The sequence below is a fragment of the Alteromonas sp. CyTr2 genome (assembly GCF_947311905.1).
GTDB classification, from domain to species: domain Bacteria; phylum Pseudomonadota; class Gammaproteobacteria; order Enterobacterales; family Alteromonadaceae; genus Alteromonas; species Alteromonas macleodii.
Map to the genome: position 1 here is coordinate 75,918 of NZ_CAMZMZ010000007.1, position 19,989 is coordinate 95,906.

The window sequence follows — 19,989 nt, forward strand, 5'->3', positions numbered from 1 at the left end:
TAAACGATGACCCTCCATTATTCTGGCATCTATTTCATAGAGTTACCAAAAAATGTTACCCCATAGTTAAAAATAAAATGTTGCTTTGACATATTTGGTAACACATCAAAATTAGCGAGTAGTTAAATTTTGTATTATAAAGATATCAAAATGATATCAAAGGTGAGTGGTATGAAAGAAAAGAAAGGGTTTTCGGTAAATGGTTATTTGATGATCTGTGTTTTGCTAGTCGCACAGGTTGCTACGTTTTTCTATGCAGTGTCGGGTAACCCCGAAGCTGGTGTAATTCTAAGCGTTTTAGTGGGAAGTTTGTGGTTGGGCTATTTCATGGTGCAACCCAACCAAGCTAAGGTCATGACGTTTTTCGGCAGCTATGTAGGTACTGTCTCTGATGTTGGATTACGCTGGACAATTCCTTTGTTCCGTAGAGCTAATATTTCTTTGCGCATAAGAAACTTTGAAAGTGCCAGAATTAAAGTTAACGACAATCAAGGAAACCCCATTGAAATAGCCTCTATTGTCGTGTGGAAAGTGAGCGATACTGCTGAAGCAATGTTTGACGTAGACGATTACGAAAGTTTTGTGCGAATTCAAAGTGAGTCCGCGATCCGCAATATGGCAAGTAGCTTTCCTTACGATCCGCGTGACGACGAGCAAGCGGAAGTCGCACTTCGTAGCCACCCAATAGAGATATCAGCGCGTTTACAAGAAGAGATCCAAGCTCGCCTTGCGAAAGCTGGGATCACAATTTTGGAGTCTCGTATCAGCCACCTTGCCTACGCGCAAGAAATCGCAAGTGCCATGCTTCAGCGTCAACAAGCATCAGCTATTGTGGCTGCCCGGAAGCAAATTGTAGATGGTGCTGTGGGAACCGTAGAAATGGCACTTCAGCGATTAAATGAAAAGGGTGTAGTAGAGCTTGATGAAGAGCGTAAGGCGACGATGATCAGCAATTTATTAGTTGTGCTGTGTGGTGATAAGTCGACGCAACCGGTTATTAATACAGGTACAATCTACTAGCTCGTTTTTTTAATTTAAGTTTGAAATTGTAGTGCCGCAGCAATGCACTGCGGCACATAAGGTTTGTAATTTTGGCAAAGAAAAAAGCGTATCCACTTAGGATAAATGAAAATGTACTTGCCGCCATGGAGCGATGGGCTGCCGATGACTTGCGCAGTGTAAATGCGCAAATAGAGTATGTATTAAGACAAGCGCTAGTGAAGCAGGGAAGAGTGAAGCTGGTAGAAAAAGTGGTAGTCGAGGTTGAAGAAATAGACTCCACTCAAAAAGATAACTGAACGCGAAATAGCAGGGTATCAGCTATCTTTTCGATATGATCGTCACTAGCTAAGGCTTAGATATTCCGCTTGATTCTGCGTCTAACAAGTACAATGCCACCTAATAGACACAGTGGGAGTAAAGACCATGCTCCGCCATGCTCTTCTACTATGACTACCGTATCTTCAACCACATATTCATTATTTTCACTTTCAAGGGGAAGATAGGCGAGTGCACTGTCATCATAGGCATCGGTATACGCCACAAGCATTTCGGTATCTGCATCATAAAGCTCTAATAGAATGTCGTACTCACCCGGCGGATAGCCAGAAACTAATGTGCTTTCAATGGTAAAGGTATCTGTTGAGTCTTCTGAGTAAATGTAAAATTCAGACGACACGTGAATAGACTCGTACACGTCGTTTTTGCCCAAATACAAGACCGCGTATACTGGCGCGCGAGTGAAAATGGTGTCGGCGTCAAACTCAATCGAAAACGTAGAGTGATAACCATCGTAATCAATGTCTTGCTCAAGTGTTACCCAGCTTTCATAAATCCAAAACTCATTAATACTGCTGACTACGATATCGCTAGAGGACTTACTCACGGCTAAATGCTGTTGATGCTTACCCGCCTTGGGAAGGGACTGTTGATTAGTCTCAACGTCATCAACAGATTGAGAGATTGTTTCTTCGCTTGTCAATGCACCTGAGGTTTTAGGCAGCAGCGATTCAGCGGCAACAAATGGTTTGTCGTAACGGTATTCGTTAGAGGTAACGTTTTTGTTTTGTGCGCTATTTTCGGTACTGGCATGCACAGGTGACATAAGCGCAAGCTGTAATGTTGCAATAGCAGAATATGTAGTAAGTGAGAAAAGTAGCTTTTTCATCTGTCCATCCTTTTCCAATCGATAATGACAGAGTCATTGTTGACGGAAAAAGATGAACAAAAGCTGAAGGGGAACTTAACGCCTTCTCAGTTAAAACGGTGAGGGTGCCTTAGAGATCAGTCGTCGAAGTAGTGATCTTCTTCTTCGTATTCACCTTCTTCACGCGGCTCGAAGTAAGTACCCCAACCGTCGTAGGTTACATCATGCTTGTCGGCAATTTTAAGCAAGGTGTCAGAGTCCGCATTAAGCTTTTCAATATCTAGCTTTCGCTCTGCAACTGCGTCGAAGCAGAAAATGGTTTCGCCATCATCAAGAATAAGCTCTTCTGCGTCGGTGACTTCAAAACCAGCTTTAAACGCATCAACAGCTGCCTTTTCTAGCACGTCGAAGTCAGTGCTGGCGAAGTGGTGCTCAATGGTATAGTCGGCATCGGCTTGGCTGCCGTCTTCTAGAAGGGCATCAATAGTTTCTTGGTTAAACTCGTACCACTCTTCTCTTTCATCGAACTGGGTCATAATAAACACTCGTTAGCAATTTTGACGCAAGTTTACCTGCTTTTTTCCAGTTCATCGACCTGTGTATTAAGCGCATCAAACTTTTGTTTCATTTCATCGTTAAAATGCACCATCCACTCTTTAATTGTCTTGTCTTCGCTCAAAGCCTGAGGGGCAGCTATATCAATAAGCACAATGCCGTTATTCCAACGGTTCCATTTTACTTTATTGTGCAAATTGCTGGCGGTTACCATGACAACGGGTTCGTTGGTGGTCTTAGCTAGTCGAAACGCACCTTGCTTAAAAGGTAATATGCCTCTGCCATAGCTTCGTGTACCTTCTGGGAATAGCCATACCGACGTTTTCTTTTTCGCAATGCGTTTTGCAGCAATATCAAGTGTATTACGGGCTTTACCGGAATTCTTTCTATCAATCATGATATTGCCTGACAACCAATAAATTTGGCCGAAAATAGGGATCCACTTTAAGCTCTTTTTGCCAATGGTTACCACGCCAGGCAGTGCAGCTTTACAGATAGTGATAACGTCGAAACTGTTTTGGTGATTGGCAATGAAAACGTAGGGTTCGTTAATTTTAACCGCAGGATCTTTCTTTATAATAATTTTGAGACCTACGACCTTAGCCATAAGTGAATACATACTACCCGCAATATGCACGTTATCTTTGTGAAAAGGTCGTGCGATACAAACAATTAGCAGAACAATGTTAATGACTAAAAAAGCGATAAAAAGTGCCGGAATGCGGAATAAAGCGATCAAAACAACTCCTAGATACAATTGACGCGCGCAGTATAGATGAAGTTTCAGCGTACACTTGTCCGATGAGTTTTTACAGTGCGGAAGGTATAGTTGAGCAATAAGTTGGAAAAGTGGCTATGTTTCTCACCTTTAGTATGAGGAAATTTTGCCGATACCCAATTACAATAATAAAAAGCGCAATCGAACCTAACTCGGTAACCACTATATGCAGACATTTACTCCAGACGACCTAGAAGAAGATATTCTTGCTGACCTTATGGAGGAAATAAACGAACTCTATGAATCAAGTGAACAAACCTTGATTGAATTAGAGCTTCGTCCGGAAGACAACGAATTGCAGCGTGCTCTGTTTCGCTCAATCCACACCATTAAAGGTGATTTAGGCCTCGTTAACTTCTCTCCCATGATCCCGCTTTTGCAGCATGTAGAGGACTTGCTAGATTATTTGCGCAAAGGGCAGGTGGCGTACACGAGTACTATGAGTGACTTGGTATTGCTTACAATGGACAGAGTAAAAGCCTTCGTAGAGGCTGTAATGGCCAATGGCAAAGCCGAGTACGATGACAATCTTCACAATCAGCTGGTTTTAGCTATCGGTCGTGTGACACCTGAAAATACTGCTGAGCATGAAAAACGCCTTACCGAAGCGGTCTTATTACTTAACCCAGCGTTAGATATTGTTGCGGATGAAGACGACCCACAAAACGTTCAGATAAAGCCCCCTACGTTAGCGGCTACAGGTATCCCTAAAGATATTAGTAGTGAAAAGAAGCAAGATATTCTATTTTTCCGCGACTTAATGCAAACCATTGAACGCCGCTCTAACTACTGGTCTGGTCGTGGTGATCGCATTGCCAAACTCGCTATGTATATTAACGATGTGGCCGAAAACCCTATCGACGAAGATCAGCTTGCCGTAGCCAGCTATGTACATGACTTCGGAATGGCCTTCATGCCATTGAAGCTTCTGCACAAAGGCGATGCGCTAAGCGATATCGAATTTAATCTTATGCGCTCTCATGTGTATAAAAGTGCCCGTTTGTTAGAGCACCTAGATCAATGGGATATGGCGCGCAAAATTGTGATGCAGCACCATGAACGCACTGATGGAACAGGTTATCCATTGGGGCTAAAAGAAGACGATATATGTGAAGGTGCGAAGTTACTTGCCATTGTTGATACCTACGATGCAATGACACACCCAAGAGCGCACAATGAAGATAACGTACTTTCCAAAAAAGAGGCGGTGATAGAAATAAATCGAAGCGCCAAAGGCCAGTTTAGTATGAAGTGGGTAAGGCATTTCAATCAGGGAATGACGGCGCTACTGACGAAAGGACATTAGGTAGCAAGCCGCTCATAAGCTAGCAGTGAGTTCCCTGCTAGCTTACGGCGTAATCACTAGGGTTAGTTCACACCCAATTCTTTTAACTTTCTTGTTAGGGTATTTCTTCCCCAACCCAAGCGTTTAGCCGCATCTTGTTTGTGGCCATGAGTGTGCTGAAGTGCTCGCTCAAGCATAATACGCTCAAACGTCAGCATCGCGTCGTTAAGAATATTGTGATGGCCGTCGCGAAGCTGTTTATCGGTCCAGCTTGCCAACAAATCTGGCCATTCACCCGATTCAGCGCTAGGTTTTTCGATACTGCTATCGCTGTGAATTTCCGGTGGCAGATCGCTGGGCAGCACTTCTTGACCACTCGCCATTACCGTTAACCAGCGACACACGTTTTCTAGCTGCCTTACGTTTCCAGGCCATGGTAGCTGAGACATTACGCGCTCAGCGTCTTTCGATATGCTTTTAGCTTCTACATCAAGTTCTTTGGCTGCTCGGCGCAAGAAGTGACGGGTCAGTAACGGAATATCTTCGCGGCGCTCGTTGAGCGATGGAAGGTGTACTCGAATAACGTTTAAGCGGTGGAACAAATCTTCCCTAAACTTACCTTCAGCAACCCTTTGTTCTAAATTCTGGTGAGTTGCAGCGATGATGCGTACGTCCACACTCACTGATTGATGGCCACCGACACGATAAAACTGACCGTCTGCAAGCACGCGTAAAAGGCGGGTTTGTACATCTAACGGCATATCACCTATTTCATCTAAAAACAGTGTACCGCCGTCGGCTTGCTCGAAGCGGCCTTGGCGAGCTGCCTGGGCTCCGGTAAACGCGCCCTTTTCATGGCCAAATAGTTCTGACTCTACAAGGTCGGCAGGAATGGCGGCCATATTGAGGGCGATGAAAGGTTTACTTGCTCTTGGGCTGTGCCTGTGAAGGGCGTGCGCGACAAGTTCTTTACCCGTACCCGATTGCCCGTTAATAAGCACGCTAATTGAAGAGCGCGACAGGCGACCTATGGCACGAAATACTTCCTGCATGGCAGGTGCTTCGCCAATAATTTCCGTTACTACGTCTTCAACTTGCGCTTTAGATACGGTGGACTGCTCTCTGGAATGTGCCAGCGCCCGCTGGGTTAAGGTGACAGCCTCGTCGATATCAAATGGCTTTGGCAAATACTCAAAGGCACCTTTTTGATATGCGTTAACTGCGCTGTCTAAATCCGAATGCGCCGTCATAATGATAACGGGGAGCATAGGGTGCGAAGCATGTACTTCGTTCAGTAACGTCATGCCGTCCATTTGTGGCATTCTTATATCTGAAATGATGACTTCAGGGGCTTGGCCGCTTTGAAGTTGAAGCAATAAATCTTCAGGGTTTTCAAAACTTAAGCAGCTGATATCTGCTGCTTGTAAGGCCTTTTGCAGCACCCAACGAATAGAACTGTCATCATCGACAATCCACACAGACTCATTCGTCATCGTCTGTCTCCTTACGATCTATTGGTATGTAAATTACGAACTCAGTGTGACCAGGGTAGCTATCTACATCTATTTTGCCGCCGTGGTGGTTTATAAGGGTCTGTGAAATAGACAAACCCAACCCAGAGCCATTTTGCTTGCTTGTGACCATAGGGTAGAAAAGTGTGTCTTTTACTTCAGCCGGAATACCCGGGCCGTTATCAATAATTTTTATTTTTGCTACCAGCGCGTGACGCTTCGTTTGAATTGTCATTTGGCGCTCTATTCGCGTAATTAACCTAATTTGTGGGTTGGGGGTTTGGCTCTCGGTTAATGCCTGAACGCTGTTGCGCACAATATTGAGCACCGCTTGCTGAATCATGTCAGGGTCTAACATAAGCGGTGGAATGCTGGGGTCATAGTCGCGAACTATGGTAATGGGATTGTCTGAGTCAAAGCGCATTAAGCTGCGTATTTTTTCAAGCGCTTGATGCACGTTGCTTTCTTCAAATCGAGGTAGTGAATTTGGTCCAAGCAATCGATCAACTAAGTTTCGCAGACGGTCAGACTGCTCTATGATCATGCTTGTAAATTCTTTATGCTCGTCAATCAGCTCTTTTTCTAATAGCTGTGCTGCACCGCGAATACCACCAAGAGGATTTTTGATTTCGTGTGCAAGGCCGCGAACCAATTCCCGTGCTGCGTAATGCTGCGCGTTTTGTAAAGTTTCTCGAGAAATTCGCTTTTGCTGGTCAATCTTTTTAACTTCAAATAGCAGTCGTGGGCCGTCTTCGAAGTGCAAGTTGGTAACGGTTAGGTCGGCAGATACATAGCGGTTATCTCGAAAAGCCAACTTAATTTCGTTTTCGGTGAAATCTTCACCTTTTCTGATGGCAGCTTTAAGTCGGGTGGTTTCTATTGTGCCCGGCAAGAAAAAATCTTGAAGTGGATGCCCAATAAGTTGTTTTAATCCAGTCTCAAACAAAGCTTCACCAGCGTGGTTGGCATAAACAATCGTAAGTTTGTTGTCTACCATTACCAGTGCGGTATTTAGGCTATTGATTAGCTGTTGTGTTTCTAACTCGGTGGAATGCATCCGAGCTCGTCTCCTTTGCACCATAATTGTGCATTGTAGCTTGCAATGATGCGTTGCGCGAATAAAGAGCTCAAGAAGAAATGTTCACTGAACCTCTATGGTGCGCATACATAACAGTGGTTGCACGCTATTAGTTATTAATTAACGCCGATGCCTGATGCAGGTAAAGGGTTTGTAGTGGAGACGATGCAAGAGTCTTGCCCGTATTGTTCGTGAGTTCAACTTTATAAGTATGTGCCCCACGATGGATACCAGTAAGCTTAAAGACGCCTGAACTATTGCTAGCTAATGGGGCGTCGTCAAAGATTAATCGGTAGATTGGCGCTTTGGGTGCACCAGGTTGTGCGGCAGAAATAGTGAATTCGCCCAAGTTATTGCGAATTGTCGCTTCTGGTGCAGGTGACTTAATGACTACGCGATAGTTGGGCTTGGGGGCAGCCGGCTTCGCAGGGGGAGGTGGGGTAACCTTTGCCGCGGTTACTACGTTTTGCGTTTTTACATCGAAAGCTAGGGGTTCTGCGTTTTGCTGCGGCTTGTCGGTGTAAGTCACAGAGCCGTCTTTACCTACCACCTTGTATATGGTCATTGGAGAGGTAGCTGCGGCTGATGTTGCATTGCTGCTTTGTCCGGTTTCGCTTTCTTGTGCTTCTTGCTGGGTACTTTCTTGGCTCAGCATTTCCGCTTGCACAGGCAGTAAGCCATTGCCGCTACTTAGTAATAGCGAAATTAAGCAAATGTGTCGCGTCATGTAGTGCACGTGTCGTTACCTAATCAATGTGGTTTTGGCTAGCTGGCTAATTCATATAGCTTGCTATGTTTGGCTTATGGATAATCTTTCTAGTTGTATGCAGATGCAAGCGGGCAAAGCCCTGTGCGCAGTTGATGCAGTATGAAAGAGTATTCGTTAGCATAGCTATAAAAACATAGTAGATAAATTGTACGCATAAAAAAAGCCCGCAGAGCGGGCTTTAGTATAAATTACTATACAGTGCGAATTTACAAGCTGTAGTACATGTCGAACTCAACAGGGTGAGTAGTCATGTTAAGTTTCGTTACTTCTTCAGACTTAAGATCGATGTATGCATCAATCATGTCGTCAGTCATAACGCCACCAGCTTTAAGGAAGTCACGGTCGTTATCAAGAGCTTCAAGTGCCATTTCTAGCGAGCTTGCAACTGTTGGAATTTCAGCAGCTTCTTCTGGCGGTAGGTCGTACAAGTCTTTATCCATTGAATCACCAGGGTGGATCTTGTTCTTAATACCGTCGATACCCGCCATAAGCATAGCAGTGAACGCTAGGTATGGGTTAGCTGTTGGGTCAGGGAAACGTACTTCAATACGACGTGCTTTATCGCTAGTTACGTGAGGAATACGAATAGATGCAGAACGGTTACGTGCAGAGTATGCAAGCATTACCGGTGCTTCGAATCCAGGAACCAGACGCTTGTATGAGTTAGTAGAAGCGTTAGCAAACGCGTTGATTGCGCGCGCGTGCTTGATGATACCACCAATGTAGTAAAGTGCTTCCTCAGAAAGACCTGCGTACTTGTCACCTGCAAAGATGTTTACGCCATCTTTAGAGATAGATTGGTGACAGTGCATACCAGAACCATTATCGCCAACAAGCGGCTTAGGCATAAAGGTAGCTGTTTGACCGTATGCGTGTGCAACGTTGTGAACAACATACTTGTAAACTTGAATTTCGTCAGCTTTCTTAACTAGCGTATTGAATTGGCAAGCAATTTCGTTTTGGCCAGCAGTTGCTACTTCGTGGTGGTGCGCTTCGATAACAAGGCCCATCTCTTCCATAACTAGACACATTGCAGCACGGATATCGTGAGCAGAGTCCACTGGTGGTACTGGGAAGTAACCGCCTTTAACGCCAGGGCGGTGTGCCATGTTGCCGCCTTCAAACTCTTCGCCAGAGTTCCACTTTGCTTCAGAAGAGTCAATCTTGTAGAAAGAACCCGCCATGTCAGTGTGGAAGCGTACGTCATCAAAAAGGAAAAACTCTGGCTCTGGGCCGAAGAAACATGTGTCACCGATGCCAGTTGATTTTAGGAATTCTTCTGCACGACGAGCAACTGAACGAGGGTCACGCTCATAACCTTCCATTGTTGAAGGTTCAACGATGTCACAACGGATGTTTACTTGTGTCTCTTCAGCGAAAGGGTCAACTACGCAGCTTGTTGCGTCTGGAAGAAGAACCATGTCTGATTCGTTGATGCCTTTCCAGCCAGCGATTGAAGAACCATCGAACATTTTACCTTCTTCGAAAAACTCTTCATCAACAACGCTCGCAGGAATAGATACGTGTTGTTCTTTACCCTTTGTATCGGTAAAACGTAAATCTACAAACTTCGCTTCACTTTCTTTAATCAGCTCTAATGCCTTTTCTACTGACATCGTGTCCTCCAGGTTTAATGTAAAAATGCGGAATGATCAGCTTCACTCCAACAGTGGCAAAAGTGAAAGCGATTATCATGCCATCTATATGTATACCGATTTCTGTGGCATAGACGGGCATCTATCACTTCCGTTTGAATTAAATTGCATTATATTGGTGCAATGTTGCACCAATATGGCGTTTTGTGCTCATTTGTACGTCAATCAGCCTAGATTACTTTGTAGCGTATAGCCACCAAATATGATCAATTAGGTGCAACGGGGCTGGTTATTTGTTGAACAAGTGTTTGAAAACCAATAAAACTCGTTTCCATCAAAAAAAAGATGCGCAAACGTCGTGGTTTTTCTGTACAATCCGCGCAAATTTTTCTATCTGCATTTTTTTGCAACAAATCTAACGCATACTCCTTTCCACTGAATTGAAGTAGACGTTGATTTACACAGGCTCTATATAAGCATGAATACCACTGATATTAATAAATTGCGTAACATCGCAATCATCGCCCACGTTGACCACGGTAAGACCACCCTGGTAGACAAACTGTTACAGCAGTCTGGCACCCTTGAATCTCGAGGCGAGCAAGAAGAGCGCGTAATGGACTCGAACGACATCGAGAAAGAACGTGGCATTACCATCCTAGCTAAGAACACAGCGATTAACTGGAACGACTACCGTATCAACATCGTAGACACTCCAGGACACGCTGACTTCGGTGGTGAAGTAGAGCGTGTAATGTCGATGGCTGACTCTGTACTTCTACTTGTAGATGCGCAAGAAGGCCCGATGCCACAAACCCGTTTCGTTACGCAAAAGGCATTTGCTCAAGGTCTTAAGCCAATTGTTGTTATCAACAAAATCGACAAGCCTGGTGCGCGTCCTGATTGGGTTATGGATCAAGTTTTCGACCTATTCGACAACCTAGGTGCAACTGACGAACAGCTAGATTTCCAAGTTGTTTATGCGTCTGCACTTAACGGTTGGGCATCACTAGATGCAGATACTAAAGAAGACGATATGACGGCATTGTTCCAAACTATCGTTGACCAGGTTTCTCCTCCTGATGCAGATATCGACGGCGCATTCCAAATGCAGATCTCTCAGCTTGACTACAACTCATACGTGGGTGTTATCGGCGTAGGTCGTGTTAAGCGTGGTTCTGTTAAGCCAAATCAACAAGTAACGGTTGTTACTGCTGATGGCAAAAAGCGCAACGGCAAAGTAGGCTTAGTTTACGGCTACCTTGGCCTTGCTCGTCACGAAGTTGAATCTGCGCACGCGGGCGACATCATTGCAATCACAGGTCTTGGCGAACTTAAGATCTCTGACACCATTTGTGACGTCAACACTGTAGAAGCACTTCCTCCACTTACGGTTGACGAGCCTACAGTAACCATGACGTTCCAGGTAAACACCTCGCCGTTTGCAGGTAAAGAAGGTAAGTATGTAACGTCACGTAACATTCTAGAGCGCCTTAAAGACGAACTAGTACACAACGTTGCACTGCGCGTTGAAGAAATGCCTGATCCGGACAAGTTCCGCGTATCTGGTCGTGGTGAACTTCACCTAGGTATTCTTATCGAAAACATGCGTCGTGAAGGTTACGAGCTTGCAGTGTCACGTCCAGAAGTAATTCTGAAAGAAGTTGACGGCGCAACGCAAGAACCATACGAAACCCTGACTATCGACTGTGAAGAACAGCACCAGGGTTCAATCATGGAACAGCTTGGTCTGCGTAAAGCAGAAATGACTGACATGTCTCCAGATGGTAAAGGTCGTGTACGTATCGACTTTATCATTCCAAGCCGTGGCCTAATTGGTTTCCAAACAGAGTTCATGACGTTAACGTCGGGTTCTGGCTTGCTATATCACACGTTCGATCACTATGGTCCGTACAAAGGCGGTATCATCGGTAAGCGTAAGAACGGTGTTCTAATCGCTAATGCAAACGGTAAAGCACTAACTAACGCTCTGTTTAACCTTCAAGAACGCGGTCGTCTATTCATCGGTCACGGTGTTGAAGTGTACGAAGGTATGGTTATCGGTATTCACAGCCGTGACAACGACCTTACTGTAAACGCCCTTAAAGGTAAGCAGCTTACTAACGTTCGTGCATCAGGTACTGACGAAGCGCAAACACTAGTTCCACCAATCAGAATGTCACTTGAGCAAGCGCTTGAGTTCATCGATGACGACGAACTAGTAGAAGTAACGCCTGAATCTATCCGTATTCGTAAGAAGCTTCTTACAGAAAACGAGCGTAAGCGTGCATCACGTGCACCTAAGTCTTAATAGCTTCTAAGACTTACATTGATTTTGAAAATGCCAGCGTCAGCTGGCATTTTTTTTCCATTTTGCCGATGAGTTTGGCCTGCAATCTTTCAACTCGTGTCTCAACTTACACACCGTCACTTCCCATCAAAAAAGCTGCTTTCTAGCATTATCACTAAAACGTTAGAAAAAGTTTAAATATCGACCAAAGGTTAGTGGTCAAAAGCGTTCAGAGATTCTATGCTTGGAAAATCAGTCCGCATAGATCAATACCCAGCGAGCATTAATCTATGCGGATTGGTACAATAGACTGATGCCTTAACACGTGAGCTAAGTCGTTGTAATATTTACGGCTAATGACCTAACAAAAAGGGGAAGGGTAGTGTTTTCTGTAGCAGTAGTTGAAGATGATCCTATCACGCTTGACCTTATTACTGACGCGTTGGAAACGCAGTTAGACGCCACCGTGTATCCATTTACACGTAGTAAATTTGCAAGGGATTTTTTGCTGCAACAAACCGCAGAATCTATCAGCTTGATCATCAGTGACCAAGTAATGCCGGATTATGATGGACTAAGTCTTCTAAAAACCTGTCAGTCTTCGGGGTTGGACGTTCCATTTTTACTCATTACTGCCGACCCTAACAAAGAGTTAGTGATAGAAGCGCGTAAACTTCAGGTTACCGGTTTTCTTGCTAAGCCACTCAATATGGAAGAGCTAGTTCAAAAATCGAGAGAGGCGGTGTCGCAGGCCAGCTAAGCCTGTAGGTTGTTTTTCATTTTATGTATCGCACGCTAAAGGTGTGCATGAGAGCCAAAAATCTACTTCGTGGTTAACGATGACAACGTAAAACAGGTTAGGACAGCAAAGCGCAATTTACCTTTGGCTTTAACGTGTTAATTTATCTCTATTAAAGTACATTTCGATATAGAAAATTCGGGTTAATTCATCTCACGCCCCTAGTTTATGAGGCGCTAAAATTCTACACTGGTGGCATAAGTTTTTATGCAACAGGATGTAATGTGAGCGCCTTATTCGATAATACCCCTCCCAGAAAAGACACGTTTTCGTTCAAATGGCAAAAGTACAAAGGGAAAGACATCATTCCTGCGTGGGTTGCCGATACTGAGTTTCGTTGCGCGCAGCCAATTCTAGACGCCATTTCGGGTCAGGTTGAGCATGGCAACATGGGTTACATACTGCCTGCACATCACGAAGGCGCCATTCAGGCTGTAGTGAGATGGCTTAAAGATAAGCATAATTGGGAAATTCAACCCGAGTGGCTAGTGTGGACACCAGGCGTTGTGCCAGCGTTTAACGTAGCGTGTAAAGCCTATTGTGAACCCGGTGATAAAGTACTTATTCAAACACCTAATTATCCGCCTCTACTGGCTGCCCCAAAGCTAAATGGTCTCGAACGGGTAGATATAGGCACGGTAGTGCAAAATGACGACGGCACAAGTTCTGAAACTATCTCGAGTGTTGAAGGTGCGCGCTATACGTTAGATTTTGAAGCATTAGAAAGAGAAGCGGCTGATCCTAAATGTAAGCTGTTTATTCTTTGTAACCCAATGAACCCGGTAGGTTCGGTGCTTACTAAAGCTGAATTAGATCGCATTGCCGAGATCTGTAACGCGAACAACGTTAAGCTATGTTCTGATGAAATCCACTGCGACCTTATTCTAGAAGATGGCAAGCAGCACATACCGGCGGGCCGCGAGTCCAACCTTGCTGAAAATAGCGTTACGCTAATGGCTGCCAGTAAAACATTTAATATTGCTGGTTTGGGAACGTCTTTTGCCATCATCCCTAATCGCCAGCTGCGTCAGGCATTTACCAATGCCGCAGCGGGCATCGTACCTTGGGTTACTGTATTGGGCTTAGCGGCTACAGAAGCAGCATTCACTCAATGTGATGAGTGGCATCAGCAGCAACTTACCTACTTGCGTGAAAACAGAGATATGGTGTTTAACACAGTAAACAGCATTGACGGGCTTAAAATGCTCAAAGCCGATGCGACGTTCCTTGCGTGGGTAGACGCCAGTGGACTAGGTGTAGAGAACGTCCAGCAGTGGGCCGAAGAGAAAGGCGTAGGCCCGTCACCAGGCATCGATTTTCACAAGGCGGATCATTTCAGAATTAACTTTGGCTGCAGTAAAGCGATGCTCCAGGATATTCTGCAACGCCTCGCCAGCTAAAAATAGGGGTCAGAGTACTTTTTCAGCCCCAAAATGGGGGCAGAGTACTTTTTGCAGCTACGCTCTCTATTAAAAAAGGCCAAAGTATTACTTTGGCCCTTCTCATATGCAGTAAGTTTGTTAGTCACGTAATTTCATTGCTATCTGCGAGTGCACACTATAATGACATACAAAGGGAGAAAATTACTCTGACCCCATTTTTGCCATTTTGGAGATTAGCTAAATACGCCGATTAGTTTATACAGGCCTAAACCAATCACAGTACCCACTACTAGAAAGCCTGCCAGGTTACTTTTCCATGTGTTTCTTAACTCCCCCAGTGCGGTGCTTTTATTCATAACGACCAATAGAAATATGGCAATAATTGGCAGTAAAAGAGCATTAGTCGCTTGAGCAAACAGGATGGCGGGTAGGGGCTTAAAGCCAAGTGCTGCAACGCTGACACCCACTACAATGATGATAAACCATACCGCTTTAAAGCTCTTGCTTTGCATATCGTCAGAAAGCCCCAGCGCTCCTGTTACCGCATAAGCGGCTGCTAGCGGCGCAGTGATAGCACTGGTTAAGCCTGCGGCGAATAACCCTAGTGCAAAGAACCACTGAGCTTTGTCACCTAAAACCGGTTTAAGCTGCTCGCCCATGTTCGAAGCGTCCATAGTGGCAGCTTGATTGAAGAACGCCATCATTGCTGTTGCCATTACGATAAGCGTAATAAGCCCACCCATACTAATAGCTCTAGCAGACTGGTTTCGGCACGCGACGACCGCGTCTTGTTTATCTTGGCCTTTCGATGATTTTGCAACTAGGCTCGCGTGAAGAAACAAGTTGTAAGGCACGATGGTGGTACCAATAAGCGCCAGCACCGTGGTAATGGCGTCAGCGTCCAGCCGCGGAGACATTAACTGACTAAACATCGCGGCGATATCAGGTTTGGCTACCAACAGCGTGATAAGAAATACGCCAGCCATAATAAAGACGAGATAAACCAGTACTGTCTCTATCCACTTGTAGCTGCCCGACCAGAGTAAAACTATAGCGATCGTGCCCAAAATACTGGCCCAGGGGCCAATGCCTATACTGATAAAAGCGTCTAGCCCGATTGCAGCGCCGGTTAGGTTGCCCGATTCATAGGCTGCGTTGCCAATGCCGATAGCACTGACAATAAGCACGATAAAAAGATTCTTTAGCCATGGCTTGTAAGCCATGTTTTTCATTGCACTGGCTAGGCCTTGGCCGCTGGCCACACCTAAACGCGCAGCCATGTCTTGCAATACTATGGTTGCGAATATGGAGAAAAGGAGCGCCCATACTAGGTGAAAGCCAAAGTTTGCACCTGTCAGACTTGCCGTAGTTACTGTTCCAGGGCCAATAAAGGCGGCCGCGATGATGTATCCTGATTTATCTTTTGCCATTGCAACGACTCTTAGTTAAGTTTTGCTATCATGACAATAGGTAGGCGAGCACGCAACAGTACCGCTAAACCAATACAGTAACAGATTGGTTTTAAACCTATTGTCGCGTACCCAGTGTAGAAGTTTGTTGTTTACTCTTTACCTTATTTCCCATTATTTTGGGTAGATAAAAGGTTACAAAACATGCCCTCTACAAAGTGGCCGCGCAGACTACCGTTTCATAAAAGAGAACGCAAATTAAAATAGGATGGTAATGGTGAAAGGTGGGTTTCCAATAAACACAATCAGCGATATTGTTTCGCTTCCCAGTTTCGAAAATGTGCTTCCGGATGCTTATTACGTAGATGGAATGATCTTTGCCGTTGCCTCCGCACCAGAAATTCCCATGCCCGAACAGTGGATGCCGTGGCTCATACAGTCTAGTGACAGCCACCTTGTAGACAAAGATGTAGATAAGCTTGCTGATACATTAATGAATGGCCTGCGGGCGCATTTGGATTTTATGCGTCAGGAAAAGTCGCCCATGCCTAGTGAATTGAACGTTGCGATAGAGGTGCAAGGAACGACGAGGCCTTCGAAAGAGCTCGAAAGCTGGCTAAATGGGCTTTTACACGTGCATAAGCAATTAGAACCTGTGTGGCAAAATGCGTGGAACCATTGGGAAAAGCATTTAGAAAAAAGTAAGGCGAACAAGAAAGACTGTGACGATAACGAGCCTGAGAAAACAGAACCTGCAGAAGCTCGCCTGTCTCGATGTTTAAAGCTTTTCTCAACGCTTGCTAATATTGAATTAGCCTTGTCTTACAGAAACGACAAACAAGCTGCTCAGCTTGAAAGTAATATAAACATGCTTGTTAAACAGCTTCCTTCGGTGCTGGCAGATTACACTAAGTTGTCAGGAGAGCTAGCAGGCGCGTTACCCAATCAATTTGAAACCTTTAACAAAGTAACCTAGGGGAAAATTTGATAACTGGGAGCTTCAGGAGAAGCAAAAAACAAAAACGCTAATTCAAAATTAGCGCTGTCTTTGTTGTTGATGCCGTTGATTCAACGTGTGTTTAAGCGAAGCGGTATAGCTGTCTAGTTCAAGCTTCGCCTTTTCGTATTGCTCGTTAAGAAGCCGTGAAGCAGGCTCCCTCATAAGCGCCTTAAAGGCAATATCTGTCTGTTTGAGCAAATGCTTGAGGTGTTGATTACTGTCATCCATGTATAGCATTCCGATAAAAACAATTTGTTAAACCCGAGAAACAGCAGGTTCTGGGCGACTATGTGCAATGCTTACAACACTCTCAACAACAAGCTTAAAATTACTTCTCACACTACACAGCAGTACTGGTTCCTTGAGTACTGAATTTTCAATAACTTTGTACGTGCGCCTTTACTATTTAGTTTGGCTTACACTTTTATAAAGGTTTTACCACAGCCAAGCAAACGATGGCGAGAATGATAAGCACCGGCGCTTCATTTAAAAAGCGATAAAAGCGCGGAGAGTGTCTATTTTCGTCGCGTGCAAATTGCTTCATTAACTTAAACAAATAGAAGTGATAGCCGTAAATAGCAAGAAGCAGCAGCAACTTTATATGAAGCCACCCCGACATTTTAAACCAAGTTCCACCATAGCTGACAATAAGCGCAACGCCGAATGCCAGAGTTAACAAGGCGAATGGAGTAACAAAGAACCACAGGCGGCGCTCCATGACCTTAAATTCGTCTTTTACCACTTGAGATTTCGTTGTCGCGTGATAAACGAAAAGTCGCGGTAAATAGAAAAGTCCTGCCATCCAAGCCAGCATGAAAAAGATGTGCAGCGCTTTAAACCATAAAATGTACATACTAATAATGAGCCTTTTGTAAGAAGCTTTGTAAGATATTCCACGTTACTACGCCAATAATATCGTTTAGCTCCTGATCGTAAATATAAACTGCGCCAGATCGCGAGTTTTTAAGGTGTTCGTATACTTCGTGCAGCGTAGACTGCGCGCTAATACCTTCCATTTCGTAATAGTTTAACGCTGTTGCATCGTGTTCCAAACTCACATTGTATTGGACCAGCTTATACTGCACATCTATTTCAAATTTTAACTTCTGAATGACAATTTTTGTTGGATCGCTTTCTAAGTAGTTAATTAACGCTTGCTCCGGCGCATCGTGAAATAGCTTGTACTCAGTATTCATCGCTGCAAGTACGCCCGTTTTCTCAAGCGCTTCACGAATAGACGAGATAGCGTAAGGGAGATTTTGATAATCAAGCTGGCGTATGAAAATAGAGCGGTTGCCAAAGAACTGCGTAGAAGTCACGTAAGCAGGCACAATTACCAACATGGCTGGTAGAATAATTTGCGGGCTGTACGATAGTTCCATAACCGCGGAAAGCGCTGCAAGAGGCGCGTGCAATACTGCGGTCAACATGCCTGCTATGCCTAACAGGGCGAAGCTGTTGGTAAATTCGGGTACGTCAATAAAGTACGACAGTGGCAATAAAAGTACGGCGCCAGCGAGCATGCCAATAACCATCACAGGGCCAATGATCCCTCCTGGAATACCGAGGCCAATAGCAAATACCGCTAAGATAACTTTAAACACCAAAGTAGAAACCAACAGCAGCGCGCCGGGGGAGCTATCAAATAAGTGCTCAACATCGATAAAGTTGGCGCCAAGGGCTTCAGGTATAAACATACCAATGGTACCGGTAATTAGCGCAGCAAGTATTAAACGCCACACCATGGAAACCGGCCTGAACCACGTCATCACCCGCATGAGCTGGCTATTGAATAAAACGGCCAGCATGCCCAACAGAATGCCTAGCAGCACCAAGTAAAAATACATCCACTGGCTAAATGCATTAAACGATAAAAACGAAAGCTCGTTTACTTCTCCAAATACAATGCGAGTGAGCACCGAGCCACAGGCAGCAGCCAGCATGACAGGAACAAAAATATGTATTTTGTATTCCCTAAGTACCACTTCCATCACGAATATTACGGCAGCAAACGGGGTGTTGAAGGATGCGGAGATCCCTGCCGCAATGCCGCAGCCTGCAAGTATTCGAATACTGTTGTAGGGCAAGCGAAGCCATTGCCCTAAGAAACTACTGCCTGACGCGCCTAAATGAACGGAAGGGCCTTCTCGACCAACAACGAAACCGCCGGCCAGGGCTAGCATGCCCCCAAAGAACTGGTTAATGGTGGTTCTAAATGGAATATGACCGTAATAGTACTTCACTCGATGAATAACGAAGGGAATACCTAAACGGTAGTGCTTGAAGCCCGTAAGAAAGGCGATAAATAGAATTAATCCTACACTGGTAAATGGCATGATAAGCCAAACCAACCAGTCATAGGTAAGCACCGACTGAAGCGACGACACGCCTGTTTCTTGTAGCCATTCTACGCACAGCCGAAACAGTATAATGATAAGCGCCGCGCAGGTTCCCCCTACAATGCCCAGCATGCACAACTGAATGGATGTGCGTGGATGAGCTACTTCCTCTCTTAAAGCCTGCAAGCGCATGTTGTGGTACAGTAGATTAACGTAAAAAGAAGCTTACCATAAACACCTAAAATTCATAATGTTTAGAGCGCCTTAGCGCACGGTGTTTTTTGTTGATGTAGATATCATGACGACAGATCAGTTAAAAGAAGTTTTAGGCAACTACAAGTGGACACTGTTAGTGGCGCTTATTATGTTTGCCATGGTTGGGTTCGGCTATAAGCTAGCGCGAATTATTGACGAGGGCGACAGCAAGAAAGTACAGGCTCAGCAAGAAACTATTGCTATTTTGTCTGAAGAAAATCATGCGCTTACTACCAAAGTGAATCAGCTGGAAGTCGCCATGGAGCTTGCCACGCTCGAGACGGAGAGCATTACCAATACGTTAGGCGAACAGAAAAAAGAACTTGAGGCGCAACAAGAATTACTGAGTTTCTATGAACGCGTCGTGGCGCCTGAGAAAACCGACGAAGGTTTTGCCATTGAAGGGGTAGAAGTTTTTAAGTTAAGTGACAATACCTATCAACTTAGGTTGGTTCTGCTGCAGTCTAAACAGCAAAAAGCAGTGATAAATGGCAGTTTAGATATTGCCGTAGTCGGTGAGCGAAACGGTGAAGCGATCACGCTGAAATCCGGCGAATCGAGCCTGCTGGCAGAAGATATCAAATACCGCTTTCGCTTTTTCCAAGCGGTGAACGCAACTCTCACTATCGAGGAAGATATAAACCCCGAATCCATTGCTTTTTCTACAACGGTCTATCAATACAAAACCCGTAAAGGCAACTATGAGATAAGCGTGCCGTGGAATGAAGCGCTTTCTGTCGAAATAGAGTAATCGCTGTGGGGCAGCGCTAGCCTATCCGTTAATTCAACCTTTTAACG

Annotated in this window: 19 protein-coding genes; 8 read left to right on the forward strand and 11 right to left on the reverse strand. The window is 44.8% G+C overall.

Annotated features, from left to right (window positions below; translation table 11 throughout):
* Window positions 1–171 precede the first annotated feature (171 nt).
* On the forward strand, window positions 172–1,020 hold the full coding sequence (locus tag QME20_RS06255) for an SPFH domain-containing protein (RefSeq protein WP_014950598.1): 849 nt from the start codon (window positions 172–174) through the stop codon (window positions 1,018–1,020).
* 71 nt (window positions 1,021–1,091) lie between these two features.
* Window positions 1,092–1,298 (forward strand): hypothetical protein, encoded by a 207-nt coding sequence (locus QME20_RS06260; protein ID WP_039235341.1) that lies wholly within the window; start codon window positions 1,092–1,094, stop codon window positions 1,296–1,298.
* A gap of 56 nt (window positions 1,299–1,354) precedes the next feature.
* Here QME20_RS06260 and QME20_RS06265 read toward each other — a convergent pair whose 3' ends face one another.
* From QME20_RS06265 to QME20_RS06275, 3 genes are all read right to left on the reverse strand, one after another.
* Complete coding sequence (locus tag QME20_RS06265) at window positions 1,355–2,167, reverse strand: choice-of-anchor H family protein (protein ID WP_239241170.1); 813 nt, start codon at window positions 2,165–2,167, stop codon at window positions 1,355–1,357.
* 116 nt (window positions 2,168–2,283) lie between these two features.
* A complete protein-coding gene (gene rraB / locus QME20_RS06270; protein ID WP_014950594.1) occupies window positions 2,284–2,682 on the reverse strand; it encodes a ribonuclease E inhibitor RraB in 399 nt (132 codons plus the stop codon).
* A gap of 32 nt (window positions 2,683–2,714) precedes the next feature.
* On the reverse strand, window positions 2,715–3,440 hold the full coding sequence (locus QME20_RS06275; RefSeq protein ID WP_281715637.1) for a 1-acylglycerol-3-phosphate O-acyltransferase: 726 nt from the start codon (window positions 3,438–3,440) through the stop codon (window positions 2,715–2,717).
* A 205-nt stretch (window positions 3,441–3,645) separates the two neighbouring features.
* Here QME20_RS06275 and QME20_RS06280 point away from each other — a divergent pair, with 205 nt between their 5' ends.
* The gene (locus tag QME20_RS06280; RefSeq protein WP_075176830.1) at window positions 3,646–4,785 is read left to right on the forward strand and encodes an HD domain-containing phosphohydrolase; all 1,140 of its coding nucleotides are present in this window, start codon (window positions 3,646–3,648) and stop codon (window positions 4,783–4,785) included.
* 62 nt (window positions 4,786–4,847) lie between these two features.
* Here QME20_RS06280 and glnG read toward each other — a convergent pair whose 3' ends face one another.
* The 4 genes from glnG to glnA all read right to left on the reverse strand — a co-directional run bounded on the left by glnG (window position 4,848) and on the right by glnA (window position 9,738).
* Window positions 4,848–6,257 carry a nitrogen regulation protein NR(I) gene (gene glnG, locus QME20_RS06285; protein ID WP_187447669.1) on the reverse strand — a complete coding sequence of 470 codons (1,410 nt, stop codon included), beginning with the start codon at window positions 6,255–6,257 and terminating at the stop codon, window positions 4,848–4,850.
* Window positions 6,247–7,332: a nitrogen regulation protein NR(II) gene (glnL, locus tag QME20_RS06290; RefSeq protein ID WP_014950590.1), complete on the reverse strand. Its 1,086-nt coding sequence runs from the start codon at window positions 7,330–7,332 to the stop codon at window positions 6,247–6,249. The genes glnG and glnL overlap by 11 nt, the downstream gene beginning before the upstream one ends.
* A 130-nt stretch (window positions 7,333–7,462) precedes the next feature.
* Complete coding sequence (locus tag QME20_RS06295) at window positions 7,463–8,080, reverse strand: DUF4124 domain-containing protein (RefSeq protein WP_231506564.1); 618 nt, start codon at window positions 8,078–8,080, stop codon at window positions 7,463–7,465.
* Between the two features lie 248 nt (window positions 8,081–8,328).
* Window positions 8,329–9,738 carry a glutamate--ammonia ligase gene (gene glnA, locus QME20_RS06300; RefSeq protein ID WP_168462823.1) on the reverse strand — a complete coding sequence of 470 codons (1,410 nt, stop codon included), beginning with the start codon at window positions 9,736–9,738 and terminating at the stop codon, window positions 8,329–8,331.
* A gap of 457 nt (window positions 9,739–10,195) precedes the next feature.
* Between glnA and typA the strand changes: the two genes are divergently transcribed.
* The 3 genes from typA to QME20_RS06315 all read left to right on the forward strand — a co-directional run bounded on the left by typA (window position 10,196) and on the right by QME20_RS06315 (window position 14,206).
* Window positions 10,196–12,028, forward strand: a complete 1,833-nt coding sequence (gene typA, locus QME20_RS06305; protein ID WP_049588246.1) for a translational GTPase TypA — start codon at window positions 10,196–10,198, stop codon at window positions 12,026–12,028.
* A gap of 361 nt (window positions 12,029–12,389) precedes the next feature.
* Window positions 12,390–12,767 carry a response regulator gene (locus QME20_RS06310; protein WP_014950586.1) on the forward strand — a complete coding sequence of 126 codons (378 nt, stop codon included), beginning with the start codon at window positions 12,390–12,392 and terminating at the stop codon, window positions 12,765–12,767.
* Window positions 12,768–13,030: 263 nt separating this feature from the next.
* A complete protein-coding gene (locus QME20_RS06315; RefSeq protein ID WP_039226147.1) occupies window positions 13,031–14,206 on the forward strand; it encodes a PatB family C-S lyase in 1,176 nt (391 codons plus the stop codon).
* Window positions 14,207–14,421: 215 nt separating this feature from the next.
* On the opposite strand, the gene QME20_RS06320 is transcribed toward QME20_RS06315, so the two are convergent.
* Window positions 14,422–15,618, reverse strand: a complete 1,197-nt coding sequence (locus tag QME20_RS06320) for an Nramp family divalent metal transporter (RefSeq protein WP_281715638.1) — start codon at window positions 15,616–15,618, stop codon at window positions 14,422–14,424.
* Between the two features lie 253 nt (window positions 15,619–15,871).
* Here QME20_RS06320 and QME20_RS06325 point away from each other — a divergent pair, with 253 nt between their 5' ends.
* Window positions 15,872–16,573 (forward strand): UPF0149 family protein, encoded by a 702-nt coding sequence (locus tag QME20_RS06325; RefSeq protein ID WP_239241801.1) that lies wholly within the window; start codon window positions 15,872–15,874, stop codon window positions 16,571–16,573.
* A gap of 60 nt (window positions 16,574–16,633) precedes the next feature.
* Here QME20_RS06325 and QME20_RS06330 read toward each other — a convergent pair whose 3' ends face one another.
* From QME20_RS06330 to QME20_RS06340, 3 genes are all read right to left on the reverse strand, one after another.
* Complete coding sequence (locus QME20_RS06330; RefSeq protein ID WP_014950582.1) at window positions 16,634–16,825, reverse strand: hypothetical protein; 192 nt, start codon at window positions 16,823–16,825, stop codon at window positions 16,634–16,636.
* Window positions 16,826–17,021: 196 nt separating this feature from the next.
* Window positions 17,022–17,450, reverse strand: a complete 429-nt coding sequence (locus QME20_RS06335; RefSeq protein ID WP_014950581.1) for a CopD family protein — start codon at window positions 17,448–17,450, stop codon at window positions 17,022–17,024.
* Between the two features lies 1 nt (window position 17,451).
* The gene (locus QME20_RS06340) at window positions 17,452–19,128 is read right to left on the reverse strand and encodes a chloride channel protein (protein WP_014980173.1); all 1,677 of its coding nucleotides are present in this window, start codon (window positions 19,126–19,128) and stop codon (window positions 17,452–17,454) included.
* Between the two features lie 106 nt (window positions 19,129–19,234).
* Here QME20_RS06340 and QME20_RS06345 point away from each other — a divergent pair, with 106 nt between their 5' ends.
* On the forward strand, window positions 19,235–19,942 hold the full coding sequence (locus QME20_RS06345; protein ID WP_239258442.1) for a DUF6776 family protein: 708 nt from the start codon (window positions 19,235–19,237) through the stop codon (window positions 19,940–19,942).
* Window positions 19,943–19,989: the final 47 nt, after the last annotated feature.